This is a genomic window from Micromonospora sp. SD19 (genome assembly GCF_054462275.1).
Window position 1 is genome coordinate 246838 of record NZ_JBTLMN010000002.1, and the last position, 15469, is coordinate 262306.

General features: G+C 69.6%; 12 protein-coding genes. 4 read left to right on the forward strand and 8 right to left on the reverse strand.

Features of this window, described 5'->3' with window-relative positions; translation table 11 throughout:
- Positions 1 to 40 precede the first annotated feature (40 nt).
- Both ACX27O_RS08330 and ACX27O_RS08335 read right to left on the reverse strand, forming a co-directional pair.
- On the reverse strand, positions 41 to 1714 hold the full coding sequence (locus ACX27O_RS08330) for a coiled-coil domain-containing protein (RefSeq protein WP_358128238.1): 1674 nt from the start codon (positions 1712 to 1714) through the stop codon (positions 41 to 43).
- 267 nt (positions 1715 to 1981) lie between these two features.
- A complete protein-coding gene (locus tag ACX27O_RS08335) occupies positions 1982 to 3556 on the reverse strand; it encodes a bifunctional NAD(P)/FAD-dependent oxidoreductase/class I SAM-dependent methyltransferase (protein WP_357634724.1) in 1575 nt (524 codons plus the stop codon).
- A gap of 78 nt (positions 3557 to 3634) precedes the next feature.
- Here ACX27O_RS08335 and ACX27O_RS08340 point away from each other — a divergent pair, with 78 nt between their 5' ends.
- The 3 genes from ACX27O_RS08340 to ACX27O_RS08350 all read left to right on the forward strand — a co-directional run bounded on the left by ACX27O_RS08340 (position 3635) and on the right by ACX27O_RS08350 (position 6716).
- Positions 3635 to 4231 (forward strand): helix-turn-helix domain-containing protein, encoded by a 597-nt coding sequence (locus tag ACX27O_RS08340; RefSeq protein WP_357634727.1) that lies wholly within the window; start codon positions 3635 to 3637, stop codon positions 4229 to 4231.
- 82 nt (positions 4232 to 4313) lie between these two features.
- Positions 4314 to 5177 carry an alpha/beta hydrolase gene (locus ACX27O_RS08345; RefSeq protein ID WP_030335515.1) on the forward strand — a complete coding sequence of 288 codons (864 nt, stop codon included), beginning with the start codon at positions 4314 to 4316 and terminating at the stop codon, positions 5175 to 5177.
- A 9-nt stretch (positions 5178 to 5186) separates the two neighbouring features.
- Positions 5187 to 6716, forward strand: a complete 1530-nt coding sequence (locus tag ACX27O_RS08350; protein ID WP_387221750.1) for a hypothetical protein — start codon at positions 5187 to 5189, stop codon at positions 6714 to 6716.
- Between the two features lie 88 nt (positions 6717 to 6804).
- Here the strand turns inward: ACX27O_RS08350 and ACX27O_RS08355 are convergent, their stop codons facing one another.
- From ACX27O_RS08355 to ACX27O_RS08380, 6 genes are all read right to left on the reverse strand, one after another.
- A complete protein-coding gene (locus ACX27O_RS08355; RefSeq protein WP_458939185.1) occupies positions 6805 to 8796 on the reverse strand; it encodes a discoidin domain-containing protein in 1992 nt (663 codons plus the stop codon).
- A 120-nt stretch (positions 8797 to 8916) separates the two neighbouring features.
- A complete protein-coding gene (locus tag ACX27O_RS08360; protein ID WP_387221746.1) occupies positions 8917 to 9096 on the reverse strand; it encodes a DUF6903 family protein in 180 nt (59 codons plus the stop codon).
- Positions 9097 to 9115: 19 nt separating this feature from the next.
- On the reverse strand, positions 9116 to 9994 hold the full coding sequence (locus ACX27O_RS08365; RefSeq protein ID WP_210866224.1) for a carbohydrate ABC transporter permease: 879 nt from the start codon (positions 9992 to 9994) through the stop codon (positions 9116 to 9118).
- A gap of 11 nt (positions 9995 to 10005) precedes the next feature.
- Entirely contained in the window at positions 10006 to 10980 is a 975-nt protein-coding gene (locus ACX27O_RS08370) for a carbohydrate ABC transporter permease (RefSeq protein WP_245233718.1), read from the reverse strand.
- Positions 10981 to 11050: 70 nt separating this feature from the next.
- On the reverse strand, positions 11051 to 12373 hold the full coding sequence (locus ACX27O_RS08375; protein WP_357634739.1) for a carbohydrate ABC transporter substrate-binding protein: 1323 nt from the start codon (positions 12371 to 12373) through the stop codon (positions 11051 to 11053).
- Positions 12374 to 12525: 152 nt separating this feature from the next.
- Positions 12526 to 13539 (reverse strand): LacI family DNA-binding transcriptional regulator, encoded by a 1014-nt coding sequence (locus tag ACX27O_RS08380; RefSeq protein ID WP_030335527.1) that lies wholly within the window; start codon positions 13537 to 13539, stop codon positions 12526 to 12528.
- 82 nt (positions 13540 to 13621) lie between these two features.
- Here ACX27O_RS08380 and ACX27O_RS08385 point away from each other — a divergent pair, with 82 nt between their 5' ends.
- A complete protein-coding gene (locus ACX27O_RS08385) occupies positions 13622 to 15445 on the forward strand; it encodes a glycoside hydrolase family 35 protein (RefSeq protein WP_210866226.1) in 1824 nt (607 codons plus the stop codon).
- The last annotated feature ends 24 nt before the right edge of the window (positions 15446 to 15469 follow it).

The following is a 15469-nucleotide window of genomic DNA, read 5'->3' on the forward strand; positions in this document are numbered from 1 at the left end:
TGCGGAGGTGCTCCGGGCCCGGGTGCAACCGCTGCTGAGGTCAGTGCCGGGCGGCGCCGTTCTCACTGACCGGCTGCCCGAAGGCCAGGAACGGCACGGGCGTCGGCGCGTCGGTGCCGATGTGCCGGGGGAAGATCGGCTCGGCGTCGGCACTCACCTCACGGGCAGCAGTAGCGTCCGGCGCCACCGACTCGTCCGCCACCACCGCCGCGCCACCGTGCTCACCGTTCACCTGCTCGGCCGGGTCGCCGTCCACCTGCTCGGCCGGGGCCTGGTCGGCGGGGCCACTGTCGACAGGGGAGCGGTCGGACGTGGCGCGATCGGCGTCGGCGTCGGCCACCGGGGCTCGCTCCGTGGCGTGCCGGTCGACGCCGACGCGGTCGACGGTGAGCTGCTCGACACCGGTCCGCTCGGGGGCGGGTCGATCGGCGCTGGCGCGGGAACCCACCATCGGGTACTCCGCGGTCTCCGTACCGCCGGCTGCCGCGGCCATGACCGCGGCGGCGGCGAGGTCGGCCACCCGCTTGGCCTCCCGCTGCACGCGGGCGCGGACCTCCTTGGCGTGCCGCTCGGCGGAGTCCCCGGCCCGGCGGGCCTCGTCCAGGCGGGCGTTCTCGGCGGTGAGGTCCCGGCGGACCTCACTGAGCCGCTGCTGCATCCGGGACAGCTCGTTCTCCAGCGCCTCGCCCTCCTGGCGGATCTCGGCGAGCTGCTGGCGGCCGGTGTCCAGCTCGGCGTGCAGCTCCGCGGCCTCCTGCCGGCGCTCGTCAAGCTCCTTCTGCAGGGCGGCGAGCTGCTGCTGCTGGCTGGCGGCCTGCTCGTCGGCGCGGTTGCGCAGCTCGGTCACGTGCTGCTGCGCCTCGGCCAGCAGCGCGGCGATCTGCTGCTCGGTCGCGCTGCGCTGCTCGGCCAGCTCCTGCTCAGCGGCGGCCTGCTGTTCGGCGATGTCCTGCTCGGCGACGGTGCGCCGTTCGTTGACCTCTCGCTCCACGTTGGCCTGCCACTGGGCCATCTCCTGCTGGTTCTTGGCGCGGGCCGACTGGAGTTCCTGCTGGATCTGGGTACGGGCCGACTTCATCAGCGCGTCGGCGGCCACCCGGGTCTGGTTGAGCTGCTGCGCGCTCTGCTCGGTGATCCGCTTGGCCTCGTGCTGGGCGCGCTCGTGCGCGGCCTCACCGTCGGCCCGCAACTGTTCGGCGTGCTCGCGGATCGCCGTCAACTCGGCCTCGGCCAGGGTGCGCCGCTCCTCGTACGCCTGCTCCTGCTCGGCGCGCCGGGCGGCCAGTTCCTCGGCCAGGTCCTGACGTGCCTGCGCGGACCGCTCACGGGTGTCGGCGAGGATCCGCTCAGCTTCGCTGCGCAGTTCGTTCGCCCGGTCGGTGGCCGACTCGGTGATGATCCCGGCCTGCTTCTCGGCGAGGGCCATGATCTCGCCGACCATCGGGCCGAGGTCGTGGAACGAGGCGCGGTCCACCTGCACGGGCTGCTCCTGAAGCTCGGCCAGTTCGGCACGCAGCCGCTGCACCTCGGCGGTCAACTCACGGACTCGGACGGCGGAACGCCCGTGCTCCCCGCTCAGCATCGCGATCTGACCGTCGAGCTGCTCCAGGTGCCGGTCCACCTGGCGTTTGTCGTATCCGCGCAGGGCGAGCTCGAAGCTCGGCCGGGAGGCCGCATCGTCGCGTGCTGCGTGCGGCTCAGCGCCGATGGACATGCACCATCCTCCGTACGATCGGGGCGTCAGGGTCGGCGGTCGCCTGCCCCACGGGCCGTCAGTGTGGCGCAACGCTACCGCCGAGCGGACCTCATGCGAAGTCCTGCCCCACCCCCTCTCACGTTGTCGCCCCGCGTTCCCCCGTTCCCGCGCCGATCACGGACTCGTGGTGCCGGAAAGGTGCTGCTCCACCACCTTTGTCATCCGGGGAAAGTCCATGATCGACGCAGGTCGACGTGCGGACGCGGGGCGACGGGCCGGTGCGGGTCAGCGTCGGCGGGCGACCAGGACCGCGTCGTGGTGGGTGACGTCCTCGCCGTCGGGGTTGGTGGCGAGGCGGGCGCGTTCCTCCGCCGTCAGCACCTCCCAGTGGATCGGGTCCAGATCGGCGGCCACCTCCTGCGCGGTGTACATCGCGTCCGGCATGTGCATCCGGTGCGCCGCCCCCCACAGGTCAGACGGGTGGTGGCCGACGATCAGCAGGACGCCGCCCGGTGCCACCGCCGCGGCCAACCGGGCGAACAACTCCTGCCGCTGCTGCCGAGGCAGGTGCATGAACTGCGCGGACACCAGGTCGTACGCCTGCTCGGCGGGCGGCTTGTCCCGCAGGTCGACGTGGGTGAACTCGATCCGGTCACCGACGCCGGCGGCCTCGGCGTTCGCGGCCGCCCGGCTCAGCGCCGTGCTGGAGATGTCCACCGCCGTCACCTGCCAGCCACGCGTGGCCAGCCACACCGCGTCGGCGCCCTCGCCGCTGCCCACGTCCAGCGCGCGCCCCGGGGTCAGGTCGGTGACCTCGGCGACCAACTGCGGGTTCGGCCGCCCACTCCACACCGAGGGCCGGGACTGGTAGCGCTCCTCCCACGCCGGCTCCTCGAACGTCGTGGCCACCAACTGCCGGTACGCGGCCACCGCGTCGCGGGTCTCCTCGGCGATGAGATCGGCGTTGATCGCCGCCGCGGCGGTCAACCCGGCCCCGGCGGACGTGATCACCTGTCCCCGGAGGTCGGCCACGTTGCCCGCCACCCAGACACCGGGGACGGCGGTCGCGCCGGTGGGGTCGGCCGGGATCTGGGCACCCATGACATGCTCACCCATCGTCACCTCTTCGGGGGCCAGGCCCAGCCCCACCAGCAGGTCGGCGCGGGGGGTCAGTCGCGTCGCCACCACGATCGCGTCGAGCGCCACCACACGACCGTCGGCGAGCCGTACCCCGGTCAGCACGTCGTCGGTCACCTCCACCGCGGCGACCGGGCCCGGCACCACCGTGATGCTGCGGGCGGCGAGCCGTTCGGCGGTCTCCGCGTCCGGTGCCGGGGTGTCGTGCAGCAGGAGCAGCACGGAGGAGCTCCACTGTCGCCACATTTCCGCCTGGTGCACGGCCAGTGGCCCGGTCGCCAGGATGCCGATGCGACGGTCCCGAACCTCCCAGCCGTGGCAGTACGGGCAGTGCAGCACGTCGCGACCCCACCGCTGTGCCAGGCCGGGCACGTCGGGCAGTTCGTCGGTCAGCCCGGTGGTCACCAGCAGCCGCCGGGCGCGCACCGGCTCGCCGTCGTCGAGGCTGAGCTGGAACCCGTCGTCGTCCCGGGTGGCGCTGCGCACCCGCCCGGTGCGGAACTGCCCGCCGTACCCGGCCACCTCGGCCCGTCCGACCGCGAGCAGCTCACCGGGCGGCGTTCCCTCCCGGCCCAGGTAGTTGTGTATCCGGTCGGCGGGCGCGTTCCGCGGCTCACCGGAGTCGATCACCAGCACCGACCGTCGGGCCCGGCTCAGCGCCAGGGCGCCGCTGAGCCCGGCAGCGCCGCCGCCCACCACCACCACGTCGTATGTCTCGTCCACCGGTTCGTCCCCCTCGTGTTCTGTCGGCTGTCACCACCATCCGCCGCCGCCAGCCCGGCGGCAACTATCCTTGCCGTTATGGCAAACGAGGACAGTGCCGCGCTGGCGGCCGTCGGCCCCCGGCTGCGTGCCCTACGTCACCAACGCGGGACCACGCTCACCCAGCTCGCCGACCTGACCGGCATCTCGGTGAGCACCCTGTCCCGGCTGGAGTCCGGGAGCCGTCGACCGACGCTTGAGCTGCTGCTCCCGCTGGCCAGGGCCTATCAGGTGGCGCTGGACGAACTCGTCGACGCCCCGGCCACCGGCGACCCCCGGGTGCGCCCCAAACCGATCGTCCGGCACGGCGTGACGTACCTGCCGCTGACCCGCCGGCCGGGCGGTGTGCAGGCGTTCAAGCAGATCTTCCCGCCGGACCCGTCCGCCGGAGGCCGGATCCCGCAGGCCCACGAGGGGTACGAGTGGCTCTACGTGCTCTCCGGCCGGATCCGCCTGCTGCTCGGTGACCGTGATCTGACGCTCACCCCCGGCGAGGTGGCCGAGTTCGACACCCGCATCCCGCACCTCTTCTTCAACCCCGGCCCGGGCACCGCCGAAGCCCTCAGCCTGTTCGGGCCGCAGGGGGAGCGGCTGCACGTCCGCGCCCGTCCCGCCAGCCCGGACAAACAGCAGTGACCAACGCGGATTCCGTGTTGTCGGGGCGTCGCCGCGACCGGGACGCCCCGACAACACGGACCGTCGGTGCGAAGATGGCGCGATGACCGACGCGGCATCCCGGCCCCGGAGCGACCGGATCGAGCACCGTGACATCGTCGTCAACGAGGTCCCGGGCTTCCGCCCGCTCACGTTGGACCTGGTCGTGCCCGTGGCGGCCCGCCAACCGGTCCCGGTCCTGGTGTGGATCCACGGTGGCGCGTGGCTGTTCGGCTCGCCCAAGCAGCCACCGGAGTGGCTCATGGAGGTGGATCCCTTCACCGCCGCCATCCGGGCCGGTTTCGCGGTCGCCTCCGCGCAGTACCGGCTCAGCGGCGAGGCGCATTTCCCCGCCCAACTCGACGACGTCACGGCGGCGGTCCGCTGGCTGCGCCGACACGGCGACACGGCGGGCGTGGACCGCGAACGGATCGGGGTTTGGGGCGAGTCGGCCGGCGGACATCTCGCCTCGATGCTCGCGCTGACCGGGGACGACCAGGACGACACCCGCGTCCAGGCGGCGGTCTGCTGGTACGCGCCGTCCAACCTGCTGACCATTCAGTCGCAGGCCCACCCGGCCGGGACGATCGACCACGACGCTGCCGACTCGCCCGAGTCGCTGCTGATCGGCGCTCCGTTGGCCGGCAACCCCGAGCTGGGCCGGGCAGCCAGTCCGATCGCCTACGTCACCGGCCACGCCCCGCCCATGCTGCTGGTGCACGGCGAGGAGGACCTGGTCGTACCGGTGGGGCAGAGCGAGGAACTCGCCGCGGCGTTGACCGCGGCGGGTGCCGAGGTCGAGTTGTCGGTGGTGCGGGGCGCCGACCACTGTTTCGTCGGGGTGCCGCTGGAGCCGCTGATCCGCGACACCCTGGTGTTCTTCACCCGAGTCCTTGCCCCCGACACCGGGGTGCTGCCGCCTCCGTAGGGTGACCCGGTGACCGCCTACGACGTCGCCGCCAAACTCCCCGACATCGACCGGCTGCGCCAGCGCTGCAAGGCCTTGGCCGTACTCGAGCGCATCATCGACGGCGGGGACCCCTACTACGCCTACACCTCGACCTGGGGCACGGACGAGGCGGCGCTGATGAGCAATGGCAGCGGCGACGAGTGGGCCGTCGTGTTCACCCCCGACGGCGCCTTCATCCGGCTCTTCGACCATGAATCGGCGATGTCGCCGTACCGTCATCCGGACCACGAGCTGTGGCCCGGTCTGGTCGACGGCGTCCCGGAGGTGCTGCGTTCTCAGCTGACGGAACCCGCCTTCTGCGACGAGGACGGCCGACTCGTGGCGACCACCGTGCTGTGGCGGCTGGTGGAGGACGACCGCTGGCACGCCGGTGACGGCATCACCTTCCCACCACTGCACCGACCGTACGATGACAGCGGCCCGGATGGGTCCGGCATGCTCGACATCCTGCTCGACGACATCGTCGACCGCTTCGTCGAATTCGCCGTCGACTACTACGAGATGACGGTGGACCGTGCGGCGGTCGAGCACATCGTTGCCCATCGGCTGCTCACCGACCGTGTGACGAGGGCCCTGAATCCGCAGCTCAGCGTCGCCGATCTGCGTTCCGACATCGCCGCGATCGGCTATCCGATCGCCGGGGACGGCACGCGCGACGGCGCCACGGTCCAGGTCAAACCTCATGGCGCGTTCTCCGTGAACAGCGTGGGACTGGACGGTGCACCCTTCCCGTTGAGCTTCAGTGTTCGCGAGACAGGCGGCTCCTGGATGGTGAATGCGACTGCGGCGCAGGCCGCCGAGCTGGCCGACGTGCTGATGCTCGCCGGGAACGACACCATCATGGTTGTCGGGGTGGAGACCAACAGCTTCCTGGACGAGGAGTATCAGCAGTGGCGGCCGTCACGGATCGCTGCCGAACAGGGCGTCAGCTTCGAGGTGCATGAGGTCCGCGCGCTGGCGGCTGGCGTCGTCGGCCTCAGCGAAGAGGCCCTGCTGATACCCCGGGAGCAGCTGCCCCGGTTCCTGGCCGGTTGGTACCCCTACGAGCTGACCCTTGTCGACGTGCCGGGTACGCCTTCCGCCGAGCGCGTCGACGAAATGATCGTCACCATTGGAACGGCCACGTTCGACGAGCCGGTCCTACCCGCTCTGGCCGGCTCACGCCTGTTGTTCTCCGGGCATGACGACTGCTACGTGTCTGTCGAAACGACGGACCCCGCGGTGCCTGCGGCGGTCCTGGGCCGGCTCCTGGCCCTGCTGGTCGGCTCGGCGCTCGCCGACACCACCGTGGTGGAGGTGACGGCGCCCGACGTCGAGACCGTGCAGCGGCTGATCGAAGAGAACCGGCACTGGGTCGGCGAGCTGGGCCCCGCGACGCGGGGCTCGGTGACCGTCGAGCTGCACGCCACGTCCGGGTCGTGGCGGCTCGGCCAGTCGCTTCCGAAGCAGGTCGACCGCACGATGGTCTACGACATCGCGGACAGGGTCTGGCGGTGACCGAGACGGTTGCGGCACCCCGAGGTGGTGAACCATGGGTACGCCAGGGAGCCTCCGGCGCGATGCCGGAGGCTCCCTGATGTGTCGGTCAGTTGAGGGCGTAGATCTCCGCGGCGGTGGTCCACGGGTTGCCGTTGACCTCGCTCAGGGCGCGCAGTCGCAGATACTGGCCCGTTTTCGCGGTGAACCGGACCTCCTTCTGGCTGGCGTTGTTGGCGAACGTGCCGGTGGCCACGGCCGTACCCCAGTTGGTGCCGTCAGTGCTGACGTAGACCTCGTACTGGCCGATGCGTCCGTTGGCAGCGCCGGAGCCTGCGTCCTGCCGGGGCAGGTAGCGGATTCCGGAGACGGAGTAGCTCGCGCCCAGGTTGATCTGGATCTCGTGGGGCATCGGGGCGTTGCCGCCGGTGTACTTCGTGTGCCAGATGGTGCTGAGGTTGCCGTCGAAGGCGTTGGTCGCGGCCCCGTTCTCGGCGGCCGTCTCCTGGCTGTCCACGTACTTCAGCGACCATCCGGTGCGGGGGATGACGCCGGCGCTGGGCACGCAGACGGTGCTGAGCTGGTGTGCGCCCCGGTCCGGACGGCAACCCGGGGTGACGGTGCTGCCGAAGTAGTCGCGGCTGCCCGGGCTGGTCATGACCTGGCCACTGGCCAGCGCCGGGGAGCCGGCGCGGAGCCGGTAGCCACCGGCGTTGCTGATCGAGGTGGCGGTGCCCGGCGCGACGAACAGCGGATCGGTAGTGATCTTGTTCGAGTCGGCGGGCTCGCCGGCGGGGTGCTGGCCGTAGAACACGTTGGAGTCGAACAGCAGCGCGCCGGCGTTGTAGCTGGCCTGGGTCGAGGTCACGTAGAAGATGTTGTTGTAGAACTCGACATTGGCGCCGGCCGAGCCGTTGCCGTTGTTGATGATCTGGGCTGCCTCGCCCACGTAGAAGACATTGTTGTAGATCTTCGTGTTGGTGAGTTTCCCGCAGACCAGGTCGAAGATCTGGCCGCGGTCGTTCTGGCTGATGTTGTAGCGCACGATGTTGTCTTTGGTGGTCGAGCCTCCACCGTTGCAGAGCAGGATGAAGCCGCCCTCGTTGTCGTGGCTGTAGTTGTACTGGTAGATGGTGCGGATGTTGCCCTCGTCCAGGTCGAAGCCCTGCCCGTCACAGGTGCTCCGGCCGCCGCTGACCTCGTTGAACTGGAACAGGGCGTCGTTGATGTTCCAGCCCCAGATGCCGGCGGCGCACTGCGCGGGCTCGCGGACCCGGAAGCCGTCCACCCGGTTGTTCTCGACCAGGGCGCTCTGGGTGTGGTGCACGTCGATGGCGTCGCCGCCGATGTCGGTGACCGTGTTGCCGCGCACGACGACCCGGGTCTGCGGAAGCCAGTTGCCGCAGGTGGAACCGCAGTTGGGGTTGGCCAGCTCGGGCCGGACCATCCAGCGGGTCCAGAAGTGGATGCCGTAGCGGTCGACGGTGCCGATCGTGTTGTTGTTGATCAGCACGTCGTCGAACTTCGTCTGCGTGGTGTAGCCGAGGACCTCGAAGAAGATGCCGGCGCTGGCGTCGTCGTCCTTCTTGGTCTGGTTGCCGTTGATGTCGTGGACGCTGAGCCCGGTCACCCGGTAGTAGGTGCCGGTGCCGGAGTTCTCACGGATGATGTGCACGCCGCGGCGGGTGGCGATCGCCGATCCCTTGTTGGAGATGTCCAGGTTGCGGATCTCCCAGTACTGCTGGTTGTAGAGCTTCACGACGTCGACGACAGCGCCGTTGCCGGCCAGCACCGGCTTGGCGCCGCTGCCGTACGCGTCGACGATGATCGGTGCGCCGGCCGCGCCGGAACCCTTGGGAAAGAGCTGCTGGTTGGCGCAGGTCGTGCCCCGCCGGATCAGGATCTGATCTCCGGCGGCGAACGTCTTGGCGTTCACCGGTGTGAAGCTGTTCCAGGGGCTGGCCTGGGTGCCGCTGCCCGACGTGCTCGCGGAGCAGTCGACGTAGTAGTTCGTGGCGGCTGCCGCGGCGGGGGGCGCGGCGACCAGTACTGCGGTGGCTAGCGTGGTCAAAGCCACCAACGAGGACCTGAACAGGCGCATCGAGAGTCCTAACCGTGGGGGTGGTCGGGGTGGGGGAGTCTGTCAATTCCTTGCGCTGTCTCGTTCGTATGCCGGGAGGGAACGCCCCCGGCGGAGCTCGGGCCCGCCGCACGCCGCGGCTCACCGGAACTTTCTGTTGTAGTCCGCGAGAAGACCGATCAGGACGGCGAGCGCCACAAGCATGATCGCGAGGTGGCCCCACCCGACAGTGGGTCGGACGACCACCACGGCGACGACACAGGCGAGCGCGAGCAGCAGCCGGGCGACGACGAGCAGCACGGCATGCGTCGGTTCCTTCATGACATCCCTTTCTCGGGCCTCAGCCCTTGACGCCGCCGGCGGCCATGCCCTGAATCAGTCGGCGCTGGATCAGCGCGTACAGGAGCAGCACCGGCACGATGACGATGACCATGCCGGCGTAGAGCCGCCCCGGGTCCGCGGCCGCCTTCTGCGCCGCCATCAGGTTGAGCAGGCCGACCTGCAACGTCTTGCCCTCACCGGGCAGCAGCGTCAGCGCGATGATGAAGTCGTTCCAGTAGGCCAGGAAGTTGAACAGGATCACCGTGGTGACCGCCGGGCGGGCCATCGGCAGCATCACCCGCGTCATGATCCGGAATCGGGATGCCCCGTCCAGCAGCGCGGCCTCCTCGAAGTCTCCCGGAATCGACCGGAAGTACGCAGTCAGCAGGTAGATCGTGAATGGGATCGAGGTCGCCGCGTAGACCACCGAGAGCATCGCCGGGTTGTCGAGGAAGAACCCGTCGGGGAACACGTCGACCAGCGCGCGGTCCCAGTCGACGAGCATCAGGAAGATCGGCACCACGATGTAGTTGACGTTGACGAACAGCCCGGCCAGCAGCGCCACCTCGACGATGCCCTTGCCGCGGAACTCGTACCGGGCGACGACGTACGCCGCCGGCACCGAGACCGCCAGCACGAAGACCAGGCCGAGGAGCGTGACCAGTACCGACGTGGCGAAGTAGCGGCCCATCTGCGCGCCGCCGAACGCGTCGACGTAGTTCTGCAGGTGAAGGCCCTCGGGCAGGGTCCACGGGCTGCCGAAGAACTCGCTCTTGCGCTTCAGCGAGGCCACCAGCACCCAGCCGACCGGGATGACGATGAGCAGGGTGATCGCACCGACGAGCAGGTGGGTGAGTCCACGGCCGGGCCGTGGACCGGATTTGTTGATCGTGGTCATGGGAGTGTCCTCTAGAACTGGAGGGGCTCACGCCGGGTCGCGCGGCTCACCAGGAGCGACACGAGGAACGAGAAAGCGAAGATCACCACGCCGATGGCCATGCCGTAGCCGTAGGCCGAGTTCGTGTACGCCTGCTTGTACATGTAGCTGAGCAGCACCTCGGAGGCACCGTCCGGGCCGCCGCCGGTCATCGCCCGAACCAGCACGAAGCTGAGGTTGACCGCGCTGAGGATGAAGAAGGTCAGCGTGGTGCGCAGGTTCTGCCAGATCAGCGGCAGCGTGACGGCGAAGAACTGCCGACCTGCCGAGGCACCGTCGAGTGCCGAGGCCTCGTACAACTCCTCCGGGATGCTCGCCATGCTCGACATGTAGATGACCATGTAGTAGCCGAGCGACTGCCACAGCATCGCTATCGCGACCGAATAGAGCACCAGCTTCTGGTCGCCCAGCCAGACCTGTTGCAGGCCGTCCAGCGAGAGCAGCCGGAGGGTGCCGTTGAGCAGGCCGTTCTCCTGGTCGTAGACGGCCGAGAAGATGGCCGCGATGACCACGACCGAGAGCACGTTGGGGATGTAGAGCACGAACCGGTAGAGGGTGTGGCCGCGCAGCTTCTGCCGGGTCATGACGGCGGCGAGGAACAGACCCATCCCCATCGTCACCACGGTCACGACCACGAGCAGCGCGACGGTGTTCTGGAACGCGCGGAGGAACTGCTCGTCGTCGACGAGCTTGGTGAAGTTGTCCAGGCCGACGAACCGCATCTGCGCCGAGAAACCGCTCCAGCTGTAGAGCGACATCCGGAACACGCTGACGGTCGGCCAGATCATGAACAGCGCGAACAGTGCCAGTGCCGGAAGCAGGCAGGCGGCGACGAATCGGCCGTCGCCGGGCCGGCCGCGTGCGGCGCTGCCACGCGCTGACACCGGGGGTCGGCTGGGCGCGCGCTTGCTGGCGCCTCTGGGTGGTGGAGTGAGGGTCGTCGTCACCGTGACCAGTCCTTGGTTCTCGCGGGGGGAGGGGTCGGCGGCAGCCCTGTTCCGGGCTGCCGCCGGGGCGTCACTTGCCCGCTTGCCGCAGCTTCTCGCTGGCGTCGTTCAGCGCGGTCTGCCACTGGTCGACGGTCTTGTCGCCGCTGATGATGCTGTTCGCGGTGTCGAAGAGCGTGCCCTTGATGTTCACGCCCTCGACCGGCGCGGTGCTTCCGAAGCCACCCACCAGGGCGGAGATGCTCGGGTCCTCGTAGAGCTGGTAGAACGGGGCGATCTCGGCGGGCAGCGTCGAGGCGATGCCCTTGATCGGCTGGATCGCGTTGGCCTTGGCGAAGATGCCGGCGGCTTCGTCGGAGTAGAGGTACGCGACGAAGTCCTTCGCGGCGTCCTTGTTCTGCGCGCCGCTGGGAACCCAGGCGGACTCGACGATCGTGGTCAGGTAGCGCTTACCACCGGCGTTGACCGCCGGCAGCGGGGCCATCGCCCACTCGAAGCCCTGGGCGCGCGGAGCGTCCTTCATCTCGCCGACGACCCACGTGCCGTTCGGCATGAACAGGGTCTTGTTGTCGAGCAGGGACTGCTGGTTCTTGGTGAAGTCCTGCTCGTTCGCGTACCCCACGGTGGTCTTCGCCGCGTAGCTCAGCAGCCGGGCGGTGATGTCCAGGACCTGGCGCCCCTGGGCGGTCTTCCAGACACCCTCGGAATACGTCATGACGTCCTTGTAGAACTGCTCACCGCCGACGTCGGCGAGCAGCGCGAAGAAGAACGAGTCCAGGTAGCCAGCGGTCGGGTACGTGAACAGCGCGATGCCCTCGGCCTTGGCGGCGTCGCCGAGCTTGAACATGTCGTCCCAGGTGGTCGGGACCTGCCAACCCTTCTGCGCGAAGAGGCCCTTGTTGTAGACCAGCCCGGTCGGCGCGTAGTACATCGGCATCAGGTAGGTCTTGTCGTCGTTGTACGGGTTGGTGCTGAGGTTGCCCACGATCCCGTCGGCGAGCTTGGAGCGCACGGTGACCTGTTCACCAGGCACCGTCATGTCCAGGACTCCGGTGAGGTCCTCCAGTGCCTTGTCCTTGACCAGCGTCTCGGCGAGCGCTGCCTTGCGGCCCTGGGGCAGCACCACGACGTCCGGGAACTTGCCGGCCTTCATGTTGGGGCTGATCTCGTCCTCAAGGGTCTTCGAGAGCTGCAGCTGAACGTCCACATCGGGGTGCTTCGCCTTGTAGGCCTCGATGACCTGCAGGTACATGTCCCGGCCGTAGCCGCCCTCGAAGGCCGCGACCTTCAGGCTCTTCTTGCCGTCGGCGTTGTCGTCGCCTCCGGAACAACCTGTGAGCAGGCTGAGCGCCGTCGCCGCGGCGACGGCTAGGACGATGGGTTTTCTCAACATGGGGGTGGTCCTCCGTGGCGGTACGCACAACGGTGCGGGAGTGAGAGGCGAGCACGAGACACGGTCCGCCTAGATCGCTGGGCGGGCCGCGCGTTGTTACTGTGGCACCCGTAACATGACCCGTCAAGAATGATCTGCCCGCAGCAGGACGGTCAGCGTGGCCGCGGCGCCGCGGTGGACTCCCGGACGATCAGGGTGGCTGGCGTGAGCGATTCGCCCTCCGACTCGGTGTCGAGCAGGAGTGCGACAGCAGCCGCCCCGGAGCGGTAGAAGTCCTGCCGAACGGTGGTGAGCGGCGGGTGGCAGTAGGCGGCCAGCTCGATGTCGTCGACGCTCACGATCGAGACGTCCTGCGGCACCGAGCGCCCGCGCTCCCGCAGCGCCTTGATCAGCCCGAAGGCCATCTCGTCGCTGGCCACGAAGACGGCGGTGACCTCGGGAATCATCGCGAGGATCTGCCCCAGCCGGTAGCCCGACTCGGGCGACCAGTCGCCCTCCAGGGCTGGAGGCGCGTCGATCCCGGCAGCGGCCAGGCACTCCTGCCAGCCCTGCCGACGCTGCCGCGCCTCGATCCACTCGTCCGGCCCGGCTACGTGCCACACCTGGCGGTGCCCCAGGTCCAGCAGGTGTTGGGTGGCCGCGCGCCCCGCCTCGTGCTGGTCGATGCCCAGCACCCGCGCCCCGGTCGTGCGCGAGCCGTCCACCGTGACGGTGGGGATGTCCCGGGTGATGTCCTCCATCCGCTGGGTCACGGAGATCAACGGGACCGCGATGATGATGCCGTCGACGCCCTGATCAGAGAGCTTGAGCAGGGACTTCTCCATCAGTGCGGTGTCCAGCTCGGCGATGGTCGCGATGCTCACCGAGTAACCCGCCTGACCGGCCGCCGCCTCCACCCCGGCGGTGACCCCCGAGCGCGAGTAGTAGCCGCCGGCCTGTAGCAGGACCAGGCCGAGGGTGAAGCTTCGTCCCGAGGACAGCAGCCGGGGAGCGCCGTTGTACCGGTATTTGAGCTGCTCGACCGCGTCGAGTACGCGACGTCGGGTTTCCGCGTTGACGTTCGGCGAGTTGCGCAGCGTACGCGAGACCGTCTGTGCCGACACGCCAGCGGCACGTGCCACGTCGGTCATGCTCGGTTGCTTGTCGCGCATTGTCGCCTCGGTCATCCGCCCCGCCCTCCTGAGAACCCGGTACGGCGGCATCCTAGCGCCATTGTTATAAATGGCACGGGTAACATAGGCTTCTGCCATGATCGAGACGACCCGGCCGAGCAGCACGCTGACACCGTCGCCCAGGCCATCACCCGCGCTCGGCTGGAGCGGCAGTCAGCTTCACCGGCACGGCGTCCCCCACCGTGTCCTCTCCGGCGCCCTGCACTACTTCCGGGTCCACCCACAGCTGTGGCGCGACCGGATCCGGCGACTGGCCGACCTCGGTCTCAACACCCTCGACACGTACGTGCCGTGGAACTTCCACCAGCCGCACGCCGAGCGCGCGCCCCGCTTCGACGGCTGGCGTGACCTCGAGGCGTTCATCGCGCTCGCCGGCGAAGAAGGCCTCGACGTCGTCCTGCGGCCCGGCCCGTACATCTGCGCGGAGTGGTCCAACGGCGGCCTGCCAGCCTGGCTGACCGCGCGTGACGTGGTCCTGCGCAGCTCCGACCCGGCGTTCATCCGGCCGGTCGAGCGTTGGTTCGACGAGCTGATTCCCCGTATCGCACGGCAGCAGACGCATGCCGGCGGACCGGTGGTGGCGGTACAGGTCGAGAACGAGTACGGCAGCTACGGCGACGACGAGGCGTACCTGCACTGGATTCGCTCAGCCCTGCTCGAGCGCGGCATCACCGAGCTGCTGTTCACAGCGGACGGCCCGACCGAGTTGATGCACGACGCGGGCACGGTGCCGGGCACCCTCGCCGCGGCCACCCTCGGCTCGAAGCCCGAGGCCGCCCGCGCCCTGTTCGCCACGCGCCGGCCCGACGAACCGTTCGTGGTCGCCGAGTACTGGAACGGCTGGTTCGACCACTGGGGCGAGCGACACCACGTCCGCACGGTGGACAGCGCCGTGCGCACTCTCGACGCCATCCTCGGCGAGGGCGGAAGCGTCAGCCTCTACATGGCCCACGGCGGCACCAACTTCGGGTTGTGGGCCGGCGCCAACGCGGACCGGGGTCGGCTTCAGCCCACCATCACCAGCTACGACTCCGACGCGCCCATCGCCGAGGACGGAACGCTCACCGCCAAGTTCCACGCCATGCGTGCGGCGCTCGGCGTGACCGGGCAACTGCGGGTGCCCGAGCGGATGCCGGTGCTGCCGCCGACGCGGGTGCCGCTGACCCACCGCGCCGACCTGATCGCCGGCCTGCGCGCCGTGCCCGCACCGGAGTCGACCGGTCCGCGGCCGGCCACCTTCGAACAACTCGGCCTGGACGCCGGGATGGTGCTGCTCACCGCCCACCCGAAGATCCCGACGGGCGAGCACACCATCATCCTCAGCGACGTGCGCGACCGGGCGATCGTCCTCGCCGACGGCGTGCCGATCGGTGTCGCCGACGCCGATCATCCGGAGATACCGATTCGCGGCACCGGCGCGATCGTGCGCCTGGAGATCCTGGTGGAGAACCTCGGCCGGATCAACTACGGCCCACTGGTCGGTCAGCACAAGGGCCTGCTCGGACCAGTGCTCGTCGACCGCCGGATCGTGCACGGCTGGGCCAGCTCGCCGATCGCCCTGGCCGAGTGGACACCTGACGACCTGCGTCGCGCCACCACCGCCGGGCCGGCCAGCACCGGCGCCGGGTTCGCGGTCGCGACGGTGCCCGTCGAGCAGCCGGCGGACACCTTCCTCGCCCTGCCCGGCTCGGTGCACGGCATGGTCTGGGTCAACGGATTCCTGCTCGGTCGCTACTGGGACATCGGTCCGCAGGTGACGCTCTACTGCCCCGCGCCACTGCTGCGCGCCGGCGAGAACACGATCGTCGTACTGGACACCGACCGGCTCGGCCCGGTCCTGGAGCTGCGCGATCAGCCCGAGTTGGGCCCCACCGAGGAGTACGTGGAGGAGTTCGAATGACCGTCTGACCGCTCCCGGTCGCCC

Excerpts from the sequence above, each read along its gene's own strand:
- ACX27O_RS08330 (WP_358128238.1), bottom strand. The coding sequence starts at position 1,714 with ATGTCCATCGGCGCTGAGCCGCACGCAGCACGCGACGATGCGGCCTCC.
- ACX27O_RS08340 (WP_357634727.1), top strand. The coding sequence starts at position 3,635 with ATGGCAAACGAGGACAGTGCCGCGCTGGCGGCCGTCGGCCCCCGGCTG.
- ACX27O_RS08345 (WP_030335515.1), top strand. The coding sequence starts at position 4,314 with ATGACCGACGCGGCATCCCGGCCCCGGAGCGACCGGATCGAGCACCGT.
- ACX27O_RS08355 (WP_458939185.1), bottom strand. The coding sequence starts at position 8,796 with ATGCGCCTGTTCAGGTCCTCGTTGGTGGCTTTGACCACGCTAGCCACC.
- ACX27O_RS08360 (WP_387221746.1), bottom strand. The coding sequence starts at position 9,096 with ATGAAGGAACCGACGCATGCCGTGCTGCTCGTCGTCGCCCGGCTGCTG.
- ACX27O_RS08365 (WP_210866224.1), bottom strand. The coding sequence starts at position 9,994 with ATGACCACGATCAACAAATCCGGTCCACGGCCCGGCCGTGGACTCACC.
- ACX27O_RS08375 (WP_357634739.1), bottom strand. The coding sequence starts at position 12,373 with ATGTTGAGAAAACCCATCGTCCTAGCCGTCGCCGCGGCGACGGCGCTC.
- ACX27O_RS08380 (WP_030335527.1), bottom strand. The coding sequence starts at position 13,539 with ATGACCGAGGCGACAATGCGCGACAAGCAACCGAGCATGACCGACGTG.
- ACX27O_RS08385 (WP_210866226.1), top strand. The coding sequence starts at position 13,622 with ATGATCGAGACGACCCGGCCGAGCAGCACGCTGACACCGTCGCCCAGG.